15 protein-coding genes are annotated in these 13,967 nt (G+C 70.2%); 9 read left to right on the top strand and 6 right to left on the bottom strand.

Annotated features, from left to right (window positions below; translation table 11 throughout):
• Positions 1 to 170 precede the first annotated feature (170 nt).
• A complete protein-coding gene (gene ppgK / locus LDL49_RS01860; RefSeq protein WP_225289093.1) occupies positions 171 to 884 on the bottom strand; it encodes a polyphosphate--glucose phosphotransferase in 714 nt (237 codons plus the stop codon).
• A gap of 220 nt (positions 885 to 1,104) precedes the next feature.
• Here ppgK and LDL49_RS01855 point away from each other — a divergent pair, with 220 nt between their 5' ends.
• Positions 1,105 to 2,133, top strand: coding sequence for a TIGR03118 family protein (locus tag LDL49_RS01855; RefSeq protein ID WP_308016051.1), 1,029 nt, complete (start codon positions 1,105 to 1,107; stop codon positions 2,131 to 2,133).
• Between the two features lie 152 nt (positions 2,134 to 2,285).
• On the opposite strand, the gene LDL49_RS01850 is transcribed toward LDL49_RS01855, so the two are convergent.
• The 3 genes from LDL49_RS01850 to LDL49_RS01840 are packed head-to-tail and all read right to left on the bottom strand — an operon-like array spanning position 2,286 to position 5,026.
• Positions 2,286 to 2,876, bottom strand: coding sequence for an HAD family hydrolase (locus tag LDL49_RS01850; protein WP_225289091.1), 591 nt, complete (start codon positions 2,874 to 2,876; stop codon positions 2,286 to 2,288).
• Entirely contained in the window at positions 2,873 to 3,478 is a 606-nt protein-coding gene (locus LDL49_RS01845) for a response regulator transcription factor (protein WP_225289090.1), read from the bottom strand. The genes LDL49_RS01850 and LDL49_RS01845 overlap by 4 nt, the downstream gene beginning before the upstream one ends.
• Before the next feature lie 24 nt (positions 3,479 to 3,502).
• Positions 3,503 to 5,026 carry a carboxylesterase/lipase family protein gene (locus LDL49_RS01840; protein WP_225289089.1) on the bottom strand — a complete coding sequence of 508 codons (1,524 nt, stop codon included), beginning with the start codon at positions 5,024 to 5,026 and terminating at the stop codon, positions 3,503 to 3,505.
• A 130-nt stretch (positions 5,027 to 5,156) separates the two neighbouring features.
• Between LDL49_RS01840 and LDL49_RS01835 the strand changes: the two genes are divergently transcribed.
• Entirely contained in the window at positions 5,157 to 5,975 is an 819-nt protein-coding gene (locus LDL49_RS01835) for a DUF4253 domain-containing protein (RefSeq protein WP_225289088.1), read from the top strand.
• A 282-nt stretch (positions 5,976 to 6,257) separates the two neighbouring features.
• Here LDL49_RS01835 and LDL49_RS01830 read toward each other — a convergent pair whose 3' ends face one another.
• Complete coding sequence (locus LDL49_RS01830) at positions 6,258 to 7,088, bottom strand: SAM-dependent methyltransferase (RefSeq protein WP_225289087.1); 831 nt, start codon at positions 7,086 to 7,088, stop codon at positions 6,258 to 6,260.
• A gap of 174 nt (positions 7,089 to 7,262) precedes the next feature.
• Entirely contained in the window at positions 7,263 to 8,477 is a 1,215-nt protein-coding gene (locus tag LDL49_RS01825) for a helix-turn-helix domain-containing protein (protein ID WP_225289086.1), read from the bottom strand.
• Positions 8,478 to 8,845: 368 nt separating this feature from the next.
• On the opposite strand from LDL49_RS01825, the gene LDL49_RS01820 reads away from it, so the two are divergent.
• Genes LDL49_RS01820 through LDL49_RS01790 form a run of 7 tightly spaced genes read left to right on the top strand, consistent with a single transcriptional unit; the run spans position 8,846 to position 13,967 of the window.
• Positions 8,846 to 9,505, top strand: a complete 660-nt coding sequence (locus LDL49_RS01820; RefSeq protein WP_225289085.1) for a hypothetical protein — start codon at positions 8,846 to 8,848, stop codon at positions 9,503 to 9,505.
• The gene (locus tag LDL49_RS01815; protein ID WP_225289084.1) at positions 9,502 to 11,097 is read left to right on the top strand and encodes an MFS transporter; all 1,596 of its coding nucleotides are present in this window, start codon (positions 9,502 to 9,504) and stop codon (positions 11,095 to 11,097) included. Before LDL49_RS01820 ends, LDL49_RS01815 begins: the two co-directional genes overlap by 4 nt.
• Positions 11,098 to 11,108: 11 nt before the next feature.
• Complete coding sequence (locus LDL49_RS01810) at positions 11,109 to 11,438, top strand: hypothetical protein (RefSeq protein ID WP_225289083.1); 330 nt, start codon at positions 11,109 to 11,111, stop codon at positions 11,436 to 11,438.
• 30 nt (positions 11,439 to 11,468) lie between these two features.
• Complete coding sequence (locus LDL49_RS01805) at positions 11,469 to 11,666, top strand: tautomerase family protein (RefSeq protein WP_225289082.1); 198 nt, start codon at positions 11,469 to 11,471, stop codon at positions 11,664 to 11,666.
• Positions 11,666 to 12,055, top strand: a complete 390-nt coding sequence (locus LDL49_RS01800) for a glutamyl-tRNA reductase (protein WP_225289081.1) — start codon at positions 11,666 to 11,668, stop codon at positions 12,053 to 12,055. Before LDL49_RS01805 ends, LDL49_RS01800 begins: the two co-directional genes overlap by 1 nt.
• Positions 12,052 to 12,780 (top strand): maleate cis-trans isomerase family protein, encoded by a 729-nt coding sequence (locus tag LDL49_RS01795; protein ID WP_225289080.1) that lies wholly within the window; start codon positions 12,052 to 12,054, stop codon positions 12,778 to 12,780. Before LDL49_RS01800 ends, LDL49_RS01795 begins: the two co-directional genes overlap by 4 nt.
• Positions 12,777 to 13,967, top strand: a complete 1,191-nt coding sequence (locus LDL49_RS01790; RefSeq protein ID WP_225289079.1) for an FAD-dependent oxidoreductase — start codon at positions 12,777 to 12,779, stop codon at positions 13,965 to 13,967. The genes LDL49_RS01795 and LDL49_RS01790 overlap by 4 nt, the downstream gene beginning before the upstream one ends.

Below are 13,967 nucleotides of genomic sequence, written 5' to 3'. Positions count from 1 at the left end.
TTGCGCTCCGGACCAACCTTTCTTGATCACCCAGGTCGGAGCGTTGCGAAGCAGATGGTCTCACCGTCTCGTACCGGCGCCCGGCCCGCTCCACCGGAGGAGCGTCCCCCTGGATAGAGGCCGGCCACGGGCGGCGGGTGGGGATCACCGTGCCGTGCCGTAAAGAAGTGTCATTTGACGGCGAGAGCCGCTCCTATGATGCCCGCGTCGTTGCGCAGGCGAGCGGGGACGACGGCGGTATCCACGTGCACGTACGGGAGGAACTTGTCGGCCTTCTTGCTCACCCCGCCGCCGATGACGAACAGCGACGGCGAGAAGAGCATCTCCACGTGCCGTAGATACTCCTCCACCCGCCCGGCCCACTTCTCCCACCCGAGGTCGTGCTCCTCGCGCGCGTGATCGGAGGCCCGGCGCTCGGCGTCCTTGCCGTGGATCTGCAGGTGCCCCAGCTCGGTGTTGGGTACCAGGACGCCGTCGACGAACACCGCGCTGCCGATGCCCGTCCCGAACGTCAGCATGATGACGGTCCCCATCCGGTCTTTGCCCTCGCCGAACCGCATCTCCGCGATGCCGGCCGCGTCGGCGTCGTTGAGGACGGTCGCGCCGTCGAAGAGCTTCCCCGCGTCGACGCCGATCCAGGAGTGGTCGACGTTCGCGGCCGTCATGATCACGCCGTCCACGACCACGCCGGGGAACGTGACGCCGACCGGCCCCGTCCAGTCGAAGTGCTTGACGATCTCCACCACGACCTCGGCCACCCCGCGCGGCTTGGCCGGCTGCGGCGTGGGGATGCGCAGGCGCTCCTCCGTCAGCCGTCCCGACGCGGTGTCCACGGGGGCGCCCTTGATCCCGGATCCGCCGATGTCAATGCCCAAAACTTCCATGTACCTCAACTCCCCAGGAAAACGCTCGATTGACGTCCGAGGCCAATATTTCTGACCGTTACTGAACCGCACTTGCGTCCCCCACGTATCTCCGGCCACAAGCGCTAACAAGGAGGCACGGATGCGGCTCCGCATCATCACACTCTGCGCTGGTGCGGTCGTCTTGAGCACGACCCTCACCGCCCCCGCACAGGCAGCGACGAATACCAAGTTTGACGTCGTGAATCTCATTTCCGACATCCAGGGGAAGGCAGCAGTCCACGATCCTAAACTGGTCAACCCGTGGGGACTGGCCATGGGCAAGACCCTGTGGGTCTCCGACACGGGCACCGGCACCGCGACCGTCTACTCCGGAGCGGGCAGGAAGGAGGCGACCGAGGTGGCCATTCCCGGTGGCGCTCCGACCGGCCAGGTGTTCAACTCGGGCGAGGGCTTCACCGTCAAGGGCAAGCCCGCCACGTTCATCTTCGCCAGCCCGAGTGGCGCGATCACCGGCTGGAACGCCGAGGTGGACCCGAAGAACGCGATCATCGCGGCCTTCACCCGGGGCGCCGACTACAAGGGCCTCGCGATGGTGAACACCGACGACGGCGACTTCCTGCTGGCCGCCGACTTCGCCAACGGGCGCCTCGCCGCGTGGAACTCGGAGTTCGAGAAGATCAACCTGTCCCGCAGGGCGTTCAGGGACCCGTCGGTTCCCTCCAATTACCACCCGTACAACGTGACGTTCAGCGGCGGCAGCGTATGGGTCGCCTATGCCCTGCGTGACTCGGAGACCGGGAAGTCCATCGCGGGCGCCGGCAAGGGTTTCGTCAGCCGCTTCAACGTGAACGGGCGCCTGGTCGGGCGCATCGCGCGTACCGGGCTCAACGCCCCTTGGGCCGTGACCGCCGCGCCGAAGCAGTTCGGTGCGTTCGCCGGATCGGTCCTGGTCGGCAACTTCGGCGACGGGACGATCCACGCCTACCGCGGCAACCGCCACCTGGGCGCGCTGCGCGATGGCAATGGCAAGACCATCTGGCTGCCGGGCCTGTGGGACCTTGAGCCGGGCACCGCCGCCACCGGCGGCGAGAACGCCCTGTGGTTCTCGGCGGGCATCGATAAGGCCCAGCACGGCCTGGTGGGCGTGCTCCGGCCCGCAGGCTCGGGATCGCAGGTAAGCACACCGTCGACGAGCCCCACGCCGACGAACCATTCGTCGCACAAGCCGACGACGACGTCCAGCCAGTCTCCGTACGGGAGTTACTGACCGGACCCGCTGAACGTTTCCGGCACGGCAGGCGCGAGCCGTGCCGGAAACAAGCACTTGTTTTATACGAGTTGTGTACGTCTTTTATGCGGCTTGGATGGGATATCACGCATCCTGTGCAAGTCCATAGGCATTTATGATCGTTCTTCCCACTAGTCGAAGAGCCCGGTGAGCGCGGGAGCCAGGTCGGCGATGCTCCGGTAGTGCACGCCGGTCATCCCCAGGGCTGTGGCGCCCGCCACGTTCTCCAGCCGGTCGTCGACGAACAGGCAGCGTTCGGGCGCGGCGCCCGCCACTTCGGCCGCGAGCTCGTAGATCCGCCGGTCGGGCTTGGCCACCCCCACCCGGGCACTGCTGACCACCGCGTCGGCGAAGTAGGCCAGCCCGAGCCCCTCCAGGTGCTCCTCCAGCGTGTCCATGGCGTTGGTGACCAGCACCACGGGCACCCGCTCCTGCGCCCGCGCCAGCAGCCCCCTGACCTCCTCGTCCACCCAGAACGGCACCGCCGCGAACTCGGCGACCGCCTGGCGGGCATGCTCGTCGCCGCCCAGCGCCACGACGACGGCCTCGACCCACTGGGCCTCGGTGATGTGACCGAGCGAGGCGGGGCCGATCAGGTCCGGATCGAAGGCGGTCTTCCTCAGGGGCAGGCCGTAACGGGCCTCGATGTCGGCCTGAACCGCGTGGTCGAAATGGCGGAGCACTCCATCGAGATCACAGAGAACCGCGTCAAATAGGGTCACAACCACCCATTGTGCCGTGCCAGCTGGGCGGCCTCGATCCTGTTCCGGGTGTTCGTCTTGCCGATGGCGGACGACAGGTAGTTGCGTACCGTGCTCTCCGAGAGGTGCAGCCGCGCCGCCACGTCCGCGATCGTGGCGCCGCCGAGCGCCGCGGCCAGCACGTCGCGCTCGCGGTCCGTGAGCGGACTGGGCCCGGCGTTCAGGGCGGCGGCGGCCAGGGCGGGATCGAGGATCCGCTCCCCCGCCATCGCCCGCCGGATCGCCGCGGCCAGTTCCTCCACCGGCCCGTCCTTGACCAGGAACCCCGCCGCCCCCGCCTCCATCGCCCGCCGGAGATATCCCGGCCTGGCGAACGTCGTCACGATCAGCACCACGCACTCCGGCAGCGCGGCCCGCAGTACGGGCAGCACGTCGAGCCCGCTGCGGCCGGGCAGCTCGATGTCGAGCAGCGCCACGTCCGGCCGATGCTCCGTGGCGGCCGGCACGATCGCGTCGCCGGAGGACACCTGGGCGACGATCTCCAGGTCGTCCTCCAGCCCGAGCAGCAGCGCCAAGGCGTCGCGCATCATCCCCTGATCCTCGGCGATCATGACCCTGATCACGGCGGCTCCCCTCGCGCTGCGCGTCTACTTCCAGAAGGCCAGCTGGTGCTCGGCAGCGTAGTCGACCGGCCGGACGGCCCCCGGAGCCAGGGACAGGGTGCCGGACGAGACCCGCGGCCAGGCGGACAGCCCGCGGCCGTTGGGGTCGCCGGTGCGGGCGAAGTTCGTCCAGTAGCTCATCATCTGCCTGGACAGCCGCTCCTGGGCGGGCGACAGCTCGGCCTTGGCCTCCGGGAAGATGTACGGCAGGTCGCTCGCGTGGTAGGCGCCCCAGTCGAAGTCCGCCTCCAGCGGCAGGAACATCGGCGCCTTCCGGTCGGCGAACTCGTAGCCGTAGACCGGCGCCTTCTTGGCCAGCAGCGCGTTCTGCTCATGGGTGGACCGGGCCCACATACGATCGGTCAACACGGTAGCCCAAGCAATACTCGGCGACTTATAGCGATTTACCGGATATTTCCGGGCAATTCTCTCAGCCTTCGCCCCGAACGCATCTTTTAGCAATTTCCGGTAATCCGGAGAGGTGCCCTGGACGTCGTAATTCATCCCGACAAAGATCCGGTGTTCGTCCTTCGTCGTCCCGGCCAGGACCGGCATCGGGCTGGTGTGCCCCTTCCGCATCGCGTCGGCCGGCGACTCGGGCAGGACGTCGTTGCCGTACGCGTACGACTGGAAGGCGTTCATGATCTGCGGGACCTCGAGGATCTTCTTGACCGGCAACGCGCGCAGGCACGCCAGGTCCGAACAGCCCAGCTGCTTGGCGTACACCTCTCCTATAGCGCTCACCTGTGCGGCGGGCCGCCACGCGAAGGACGGCAGGGCGGGCACGCCCGGCACCACGCTGTTGGCGGGCATGTCCATCAGGGTCTCGCCGCTCTGCATGATCGCCCGCTGGAACAGGCCCTTGGCGCCCGGCGAGGCGAGCTGGCCGCCGATCGACAGCGCGCCGTAGGAGATGCCGAAGGCGGTCACGTTGCCCGGGTCGCCGCCGAAGGCCGCCGCGTTCCGTTTGACCCAGCGCAGCGCCTCCTGCTGGTCCTGCAGGCCGTACGTGCCCGAGTCGCGCAGCCCCGGATAGCCGAATCCGCTGAACACGCCCAGCCGGTAGTTGATCGTCACGACCACCACGCCCTTGGCGGCCAGCTTCCGGGCGTCGGAGAAGTGGCCCGCGCCCACCGCGCCGTCGCCGTGGATCCATACCATGACCGGCCGGCGGGTGCCGGGGACGGCGGGCGTGGTGACGTTTAAGAACAGGCAGTCCTCGTTGTCGCTGCTGGTCTGCGCGTAGACGGTGCCGACCTGCGGGCACAGGGCGCCCGGCTTGGTGGCCTCCCGCACCCCCTGCCACGCGGGCGCGGGCTTCGGCGCCTCCCAGCGCGCCGCCGTGGCGTACTTGATGCCCTGGAACAGGCGGTTCGTCGCGGTCACCGTGCCACGGACGGCTCCCGACGCGGTCTCGACGACCGCCGGATCCGCGACGGGGCGTGTTGCGCCGACGGACGTTTCGCCGCACCCCGTGAGGAGTACGGCCAGTGTGAGCAGAATCTTCATGCCTCCACAGTCTCGGAGGCGGGGCGCCGGCAGAAGGTTCGCCTGTACGCGATCGCCCAGGACAAAAGTCCTGACGCAACGGTCGGCATTACCATCTCCGAGACAGGATTCGGTGGCGAAACGGTAGGGCATGAACGATCATCAGCTGCCACGTGAGGTGTGCCAGCTGTTCGCCGACGGCGGCAGAGGGCGGCTCCTGCCGGTCAGCCTGCCCGAGGGCGACGTCGTCTGGCCCGACCCCGGCTACACGCACCAGGGCGAGGCGTCCAGGCCCGCGTTCTGGATGAGCGACGCGGCCGTGGCGGGCGACGACTGGGCCCGGTTCCGGGCCGCCCACCCGCGCAGCGGGCTGTGGCCCGTCCTGCTGGACGAGTCCGCCCAGCCCTGGTCGATCGGCCAGATCGTGCCGGACGAGGCGCTGATGATCGACCACTTCACGGCCGAGGGGTTCATGGCCGAGGTGTGGCAGGAGTGGGTCTCCCAGATGCCACCGGACGCGCTGGCGGAGCTGGAGCCGTTCGGCGCGCTCTGCCCGGGTCCTGCCCCGCCGGGGGTGCTGCGCGCCGACCCAGGCGCGGTCGCCGACTGGTACGCCCGTGAGCTGTCGTCCAGGGGCCTGCCGCTTGGCCTGGTCGCCGCGCACCGGGGTGCCGACGCGCTGGCCGTGATGGGCTGGCAGGGGGCTTTGCACCACAACGAGTGGATGGTGCCGCTGGCGGCGGTGGTGCGCAGCTGGGAGGACCGGTTCGGGATCCGGGTGGTGGGGGTGGGCTTCAACACGCTGGAGCTGAGTGTCGCCGCGCCGCCGGTGGAGCCGGAGCACGCGCTGCACGTGGCGGCCGAGCACTGGACCTTCTGCCCGGACAACGTCGTCCAGGGGCCGGGGGATCTGCAGAGCTACGCCGAGCAGATCATCGGGCGGCACTACTGGTCGTTCTGGTGGGATTAGGGCGGGGGCTCGTCACGCGACCGTCTCGATCCTTGTGACGGCCCGTCGTGGCTGGGTTCCTTGGGAGGGGTACCCCCTCCGGGGGAACGGAAGGTCCCGTCGTGGCTGAGGTCCTTGAGAGGGATACCCCCTCCGGGGGAGCAGAAGGAAACGGCCCGACGTGCTGGCGTCCCTAAGCGGGGGCAAGGAAGGAGACGGTCCGAGGGCCCCGCCGAATCGTCGGGCCGGGCCCTCGGGGGCGGGCGTCCGTGTGACGGCCGCGAAGGCGCCGTGGCCGGTGGGTCAGGGAAGGCGGGCCACGGCGCCGTAATTGCCCGACGAGCTCGGCTGGTCCGCGCACACGGAGTCGCCGTCGGGTCGCCATTGCGGGACCCACACCAGGCCCGGTTCCAGCAGCTCCAGCCCGTCCAGGAAGGCCGCCACCTCCGCACGTGAGCGGATCACGTGTCCCGGCAGCGTCATCGCGAGCAGGTCGTTGATGGCGGGCAGCAGCTCGGCGGGGATTCCGTCGAAGGTGGTCTGCAGGATCGCCAGGTAGCTGCCGTCCACGACCGCGTGGCACAGGCGTTTGATCACGAAGGAGGCCAGCTCGTCGTCGGTGAGGCTATGGGTGGACAGGAGCAGCACTCCCACGGGCCGCTCCCAGTCGATGAACCGGGCCACGACCTCGTCGGCGAGCATCTCGTCGATCTGCCGGATGTCGCCCTCCACCACCCGTACGAGGTCGTTGAGTGGCTCGATGGTGACGCGGGCACTGGCCAGTATCAAGGGGTCGTTCTCGACATAGACGACGCGCACATCGGACGCGGCGGACGCGCCACGGGCGACGTCGTGTAACTGACGTCCGGGCGGCAGCGCGCTGGGCACGCCACTGCCGATGATCAGGAACTGGTCGATGCCGGAGCCGGCCAGGTGGGCGACCACCCGCGCCAGGTAACGCAGAACAGCTCGCGCGGCGGAACCGGTGACCGGAACCGCCTCGTCGTAACGGCGCACCGCAGCACTGTCAACCTCGAAGTGGTTCTTCCCTCCCGCGGCGGCGTCGAGTATTCGGGTGACACTCGCGCGGGTGGTGTCAAGGTTGGTCAGATTTCGGATGGCACGCTGACGCATTTGAGTGTTGCCCCTTTCCCCTCGCCGTATCTCACGGGAAAGTCGGTCCCACTGACCCCACTCAATTTGGCCCAACAATACCAATGATCCATCAACCTCAGGATCTGACAATACGAAGAACAATATTTGTTGGGAAATATCCATTTCCCGTTTTTCGTGCTAGGGAGTGTCAGATCACCGGTGGCTCAGACGGTCACGGTGCGCATACAGCAGCTCGTGCGTCTCGTCGCCCATGGTGGTGGAGACCGACAACTTGGTAAACGCCTGGTGGTAGGCCTCCACCGCGGTCGCGTCGGTGATCACTTCATCCGATTCGATGGCGTGGGCGCAGGCCACATCGGGCTCGAAGGCCTCCGGGAAGCGCCACATGGTGAACGGACCGCAACGGGGCAGGAAGATCGGATCGTCGATCGGCACGACGTGCAGGGAGATGTTGGGCCGCTTCGCGTACTCGATCAGCCGGTCGAGCTGAGCGGCCTGCGTCTCGGGGTCGGCGATCGAGCGCAGCAGGACGCTCTCGTCGATCACCGCCCACAGCACGGGCCCGTCGCCGTGGTTCAGCAGCGCCTGGCGGGACCGGATCAGGCGCACCGCCGCGTCGGCCGACGTCTGGCCGAGGCCGGCGCTGCCCGACACCTCGATGGCGGCCCGCGCGTAGGCCTCGGTCTGCAGCAGCGGGGGGACGATCTGGGTCTGGTACGTGCGGATCAGCGACGCCCGCTGCTCCAGGGCGTAGGTGGCGGCCATCCAGACGGGCACGGAGCCGGCGTCGTACCAGGAGGGCGGGCGTTCGCCGCGGGCCAGCGACAGGACGTATTCGCGGGTGGGCGGGGCGGTCACGCCATAGAGGGTGAGCAGGCGCTCGACCGTGACCGGCGCGGGCGCGACGCGGCCCTCCTCTATCGCGCCGATGGCGGCGGCCCCTCTGCCCAGGGAGGTCTCGACCTCCTCCGGCGACATGCGCGCGATCAGCCGCAGGTTGCGCAGGCGGTCGCCGAGCGCCTCACGCTGCGGCGCGGTCAGCGGCGCGGCCGCCTCGGGGATCTCCGCGGTGGCGGGGGGCTGGTCGGGCAGTCCCTCGGCCGCGCGCGCGAGCTCTATCACGCCGCGCAGGATGGTCAGCGACCCGTCGGACAGCCCGGCGGCCGACGCGCCGATGGCGGCGGCCCGCAGCTGGAGCTCCTCGACCGCGCCCGATTCCGTGGCGTCCTCGCCCAGCAGCCAGCCCACGCTCACCTGGAGGCAGGCGGCCAGGGCGCGCAGCACCTGGAGGGTCGGGTTGGTCTGCTTGCCCGTGCGCAACTGGCTGACATAGGCACGCGTGATCGGGATGCCGGCTTCGGTGAGGGCCGCGGCGAGTTGCGCCCCCGTGAACCCGCGCTTGCTCATAGCGAGACCGAGTCGCTCGGCGAAGTTCGCCACTCGTACCTCCCAGCCGCCAGGAGCCTCCAGCGTAAAGGAAGCCTGGCTCGCCGTCCCCTGCCCTGCGGGGCGCGAAACTCCGCAGGGGGAGGTCAACATATACGAAAACTGTCAGTTGACACAACGAGCCGGGTACACCCACTATCGTACTGATCGTGGTAAGTGAGACTTGACAGCCGGAGGGTTCTGGAGAGTCTCCGGCGAGGAGGTGGCCGGACGTGACCGTCGATTCCGTCGATTCCAAGGTCCGTTCCTGGTTCTCGAAGAATCCGGCTCCCCCCGCGCAGGCCGGCGTGATCAGACGCGTCTGCGCTCGGGCGGCCCCTGAAAGGAACGTGATTCATGTAGCGGAGCTGCCACTTGGCGGCGTACAGGTCTGGGTGGAGGACACCCCTGACCGCTGGAGCGTGCAACACCGGATGGCCCGCGAGCTGAGGCTCGCCGGGTGGCACACGGAGGCGAGCACCGACCGCCTGCTGGTGCTCGGTTGGAGCGCCGACTGCCTGCACCACCGCGCCCGCATGCTGGCCTCGGCGCTGAAGGGGCGGCTGGCCGACTTCGACCAGACCGCGGTCATGGCCGTCATGATCGCCAACCCGCTGAAGGACCGGGACCTGTCCATCGACGAGATCGTCCTCGAGGTGGAGGAACAGCTCAGCCGCTCGCTGCGCTGGCCTGACCGGCTCGCCGATCTCGACGGCCTCGAACGCACCGCGACCGTGGAGTCGCTGCGGCTCCGGCTGGCGCAGATCGCCGGCCTGGAGGCCAAGGTGGCCCGCCGCTGTGCCGAGCACCTGAGCCTGGCCACGCAGGTCGCTCTCACGCTGGCCGGCGGCGAGGTGCCGACCAGGATCCGCGAGAACGGGCGGGACGTCGGCCTGTCCGAGCGGGTCGTCGCCGCGAGCGTGCCGAACAACAGCCCGGCAACGGTTCCCGCCGAACCCGCCCCGGCCCCGGTCGAGCCCGAACTCAGCTACGCGGAGTCGGCCCGATGACCTTGACGCCCATCCGCGAGGGCGTCGCCGGTCCCACGATGGTGCCCGCGATGCCGCCGGCTCGCCGACTCCGGGGGCGATTCGCCGTACTGCGGCTGGTCGCCTCCGGGGTGGTGGTCGCGATCATGGCGGACAGCACCGCGACGACGCTGGCGATCCCCGTGCTCAGCCGCGACCCGCTGGCGGCCGCGCTGCCGCTGTCCGAGGTCACCTGGGTGAGCACGGTCAACTTCGCCGCGGTCGCCGCACTGCTCGCCACCGCCGGACGCTTCGCCGACCTGCTGGGCAGGCGCAGCGTGCTCGCGCTCGGACTGGCCCTGTACGGGCTGGGCGCGACGACGGTCATCGCCGCCCCGTCCTGGACGCTGCTCCTGGCCGGACGGGTGGCGCAGGGAGTGGGCGCGGCGCTGATGTTCCCCGCCTCGCTGGCGCTGCTGCTCGGCGAGCTGCCCGCCAACCGCCGTGCCGGAGCCATCGCGCTGTGGAGCGCGTCGTCCGGCATCGGGGCCCTGGCCCTGCAGGCGGGCGGTGGCTGGCTGCTGACCGAGTACGGCTGGCGCGGCCTCTACCTGCCCGGCGCGGGACTCGCGGCGGCGCTGCTCATGCTCACCCCCGCGCTGCCCCGCAACCGCGGCACCAGGCAGGGCGTACCCGACCTGTTCGGCGCGGTCCTGCTGATCGGCGCGGTCGCGGGAGCGGTGCTGGCCATCTCCCAGGGCAGCCTGTGGGGCTGGACCTCCGCGCGCACGCTGGCGTGCGCGGGAGGCGGCGGGCTGCTGCTGGCCGGGGCCATCGCGATCTCGTGGCGGCATCGCGCCGGAGCGATCGACATGAGCCTGTGGCGGCGTCCCGGCTTCCTGTGGGCCGGCGCCACCTCCTGCATGTACGGAGCCGCGTCCTTCGTCGTGCTGGCCATGGGGCCGCTCTACCTGCGCAACGCCGAGTTCGACGCGAGCACCATCGGCCTCTGGCTCACCCCGATCTCCATCGCCATGATCGTGTCGAGCCCGATCGCCGCACCGATCAGCCGGCGCATCGGCATCAACGGCGTCATCTACGGCGGGGCCCTCATCCTCGGCACGGGCTGCGCGCTGATGCTGGCCCAGCCGTACCCGAACCTGTGGTGCCTGCTGGGCGCGGTCATGCTGGGCACCGGGTTCGGCTTCCTGTCCACCGGAACGTTCATGGTCGGCTCGATGGCCGCCGATCCCACCCAGTACGCCTCGGCGGTCGGCGCGATCAACACCGCACGCATGCTCGGCGGAGCCATCGGCGTGGCCGGCGCCTCGGTGCTGGTCGACCATCCCATGCTGGCCGGACCGATGCCGGGCTTCTCCACGGTGCTGGTGGCCTGCCTGGCGGTGGCGGTCCTGCTCGGCGTCGCGGCGCTGATCCGGGTAGCCGTCGCGGCCACCAGCAACCGGCCACGCCGTCCCTCCCTGCGCGAAGCGGAGGCGGAGCTGGTCGTGCTGCGCGGCCTGCTCGCCGAGCTCCGCGACAGCTTCGTCCAGGTCCGCAGCGAGGCCGAGCACGAGCTGGCCCGCTTCGGTGTCCGCGATCCGTCCGAGTTCCGGGCCCTTGACCAGCGCTGATAGGAGTGATCATGCTCGCGAACGAGACCCGCAGGCCGTACCCGCATCCCTACGAAGTGCGTTCGCCCAGGCACGTACTGCCGTCCAGTGCGGTGCCCGACACAGACGACACACAGCCCGCGAGGATTCCACGCCAGAGCATCCCAGCACAGACGATCCCTCGACAGGCCATACCTACGCAGACCGTACCTACGCAGGCCATCCCCACCCAGGCGGCCCCCGTGCCTCCGCAGGCCCCGCCCGAGCTGACGGCGCGCACCGTCCATCGGCTTCGCCACATACGGCAGGTGTCGGACCAGGCGATCAGCGTGATCGACCAGGTGCTTCACCACGTGCCCTGAACCCCCCAGGCTCCTTCGCAGGAGGTACTCATGCTCACCATCCAGGTCGAATCCCCAGCAGGACTAGCAGTCGACAGGCAACGGGAGTTCGCCGATACCGTGATCGGGGCAGCGGTGGATCTCCTAGGCGTGGAGCGCGGCGAGATACAGCTCGTCCTCACCGACCGGGACGAGGCGCGGGCGCGTCGAGAGGCGGCGTTCTGGGCCGCGGCTTGGTCGGGTTGCTGATGCCCGCCACCCTGACCCGCAGGGCCACCGCCGGCGAGGGCGAGAACGTCCTGGGGGCGTCGTTCCGCTGCCCTTACGGTTCCAGAAGGGTCACCACGGTGCCGGTGCCGCCTACCGTCCCCGTCGTACAAGCACTGAAGCGCAAGGCGGCCGCCGTCACGGACGCCGAGCTCGGGCGGCTGGCCTCCCGTGCCCCCGGCCTGGACGCGGCCGCCCGCGCCGAGATCAGGGACGCCGTCCAGCGAGTGGTCGACGCCTTCCTGTGCGAGCCGATCAACCGGGTGACCAGCTACGCCGGCTCCCCCCTGGGAGAGAGCTACGCGGACGCCTTACGTGAGCTGTTCTCCCTGGAACTGCCCGCCTTCGGTCCGGCCGGGAGCGCGGGATGAGCCGGGGCCGGGTCGGCGTGCTCGTACCGCCGGCGAACCCGTCGGTGGAGCCCGAACTGGCGCGCCTGTTCGGGTCCCGGGCCGACATGTACGTCAGCCGCTTCCCGGTACGCCCCGGCCTCACCCTGGCGGAGCGGCTGGAGAGCTACAACGAGGTCCTGCCCGCGATGATCTGCTCGTTCGGCGACCTGCCGCTCGACGCCCTGGTCATGGCGTGCAGCGGCTCGCGATATCTGTTCGCACCCGAGGAAGATCGCGCGAGGTGCGACAAGCTGAGCGGTGAGGCGGGCATCCCGTTCGCCTCGGCGACCCTGGCGACGCGGGAGGCGCTGGAGCACATCGGGGCGCAGGAGTTCGTGCTCGTCTCGCCGTATCAGCCCTGGCTCACCGAACTCGCCGAACGGTTCTGGGCGGCGGCCGGCCTGCACGTCTCCCGCGTGATACCGGTCAGGGCGCAGGGCGGCTTCGCACCGTACGCCGTCACACCGAACGAGCTGGTCGAGCAGGTGGAGCAGGCCGGCGTGCCGTCCGACGCGGTGGTGCTGTTCAGCGGCACCGGGATGTCCACGCTGCCCGCGCTGGGCCCCCTGGGCGCCGGAAACGACCGAGTCCTGCTCACCTCGAACCTGTGCAGCGCCTGGTGGGCGCTGGCGCACGCGACCGGTCAGCCGGTCACGCTCAGCCGGGTGCCGCACCGCCCGGTGGCACAGGGCCGGCCATCATGAACGGCGTCACGGTGGTCGGCGCGGGCCCGGTCGGGCTGACCGCGGCGCTCACCCTGGCCCGCGCCGGAGTGCCGGTGATGGTGCTGGAACGGGAGCCGGGCCTCGGCCGCCAGTCGCGCGCCTCGACCTTCCACCCGGCCACGCTCGACCTGCTGGAGGAGCTCGGGATCGCCACCGCGCTGATCGCCCGTGGCCGGGTGGTGGAGCGGGTGCAATGGCGTGACCGGGCGGGCCGGGTGCTGGCCGAGATGCTGATGGGCAGCCTCGACGGCCTGACCGAGCACCCGTTCCGGCTGCACGCCGAGCAGTCCACGCTCACCGCGCTGCTGCTGGAGGCGCTGTCGGCCTACCCGGAGGCGGACGTGCGCTTCGGCACCCCGGTCGACGGAGTGGCCGAGGGCGGCACGGGCGTCCGGCTGCGCATCGGCCGTACGTGGGCGCGGGCCCGGTACGTGGTCGCGGCGGACGGCGCGCACAGCACCGTGCGCAGCTCGCTCGGCCTGCCGTTCCCCCGCTCGGAGTATCCGACGCAGGCGCTGCGGGTCTTCACCGACTCGCCGCTCGACGCGCTGCTGCCCGGCCTGGCGCCGCTGACCTACATCCGCGACTCCCGGCAGTCGTGCAGCCTGCTGGCGCTGCCCGATCACTGGCGGATCATCATCAGGATCCCGCACGATGCCCGCGACCCGCTCAATCCCCAGAACGTGGCCAAGCTGCTGTTCCGTGCCCTGCCCACGGAGCAGGCGCCGATCCGCGTGATCGGGGCCGACCGCTACAGCCTGGCCCGCGGCGTGCTGGGCGACTACCGGTGCGGGCGAGTGCTGTTCGCCGGTGACGCCGCCCACCTGACCTCCACGGCCGGCGGCCTGAACATGAACGCCGGCATCCACGACGCCGTCGAGATCGGCCAGGTGCTCGCGGCCGTGCTCGGCGGATTCACCGCACCCGCCGCGCTGGACGCGTGGGCCTGGCGGCGGCGCACCGTACTGGTCAACCGGGTGATCCCGCGCAGCGAGGCGCGGGTGGCCGGTGTGCAGGACCGGGACAACACCAAACTGGCGGCGGCCATGGCCGGACTGCGCGCCATCGCCGGCGATCCGGAATCCACCCGCGCCTACCTGGCGCAGGCCTCGATGCTCGACACCGTTCCATCTGGCCCGACCCCCCATCACGTGAGGCACGGCTGA

Source organism: Nonomuraea aurantiaca (genome assembly GCF_020215705.1).
GTDB classification, from domain to species: domain Bacteria; phylum Actinomycetota; class Actinomycetes; order Streptosporangiales; family Streptosporangiaceae; genus Nonomuraea; species Nonomuraea aurantiaca.
Note: the sequence above shows the minus strand (reverse complement) of the source record. Positions and strands in the feature narration are given on the sequence as shown.

Coding starts and splice junctions, on each gene's coding strand:
- LDL49_RS01800 (WP_225289081.1), top strand. CDS start 11,666: ATGCCCGCCACCCTGACCCGCAGGGCCACCGCCGGCGAGGGCGAGAAC.
- LDL49_RS01810 (WP_225289083.1), top strand. CDS start 11,109: ATGCTCGCGAACGAGACCCGCAGGCCGTACCCGCATCCCTACGAAGTG.
- LDL49_RS01805 (WP_225289082.1), top strand. CDS start 11,469: ATGCTCACCATCCAGGTCGAATCCCCAGCAGGACTAGCAGTCGACAGG.
- LDL49_RS01825 (WP_225289086.1), bottom strand. CDS start 8,477: ATGAGCAAGCGCGGGTTCACGGGGGCGCAACTCGCCGCGGCCCTCACC.
- LDL49_RS01815 (WP_225289084.1), top strand. CDS start 9,502: ATGACCTTGACGCCCATCCGCGAGGGCGTCGCCGGTCCCACGATGGTG.
- LDL49_RS01835 (WP_225289088.1), top strand. CDS start 5,157: ATGAACGATCATCAGCTGCCACGTGAGGTGTGCCAGCTGTTCGCCGAC.
- LDL49_RS01790 (WP_225289079.1), top strand. CDS start 12,777: ATGAACGGCGTCACGGTGGTCGGCGCGGGCCCGGTCGGGCTGACCGCG.
- LDL49_RS01830 (WP_225289087.1), bottom strand. CDS start 7,088: ATGCGTCAGCGTGCCATCCGAAATCTGACCAACCTTGACACCACCCGC.
- LDL49_RS01795 (WP_225289080.1), top strand. CDS start 12,052: ATGAGCCGGGGCCGGGTCGGCGTGCTCGTACCGCCGGCGAACCCGTCG.
- LDL49_RS01840 (WP_225289089.1), bottom strand. CDS start 5,026: ATGAAGATTCTGCTCACACTGGCCGTACTCCTCACGGGGTGCGGCGAA.
- ppgK (WP_225289093.1), bottom strand. CDS start 884: ATGGAAGTTTTGGGCATTGACATCGGCGGATCCGGGATCAAGGGCGCC.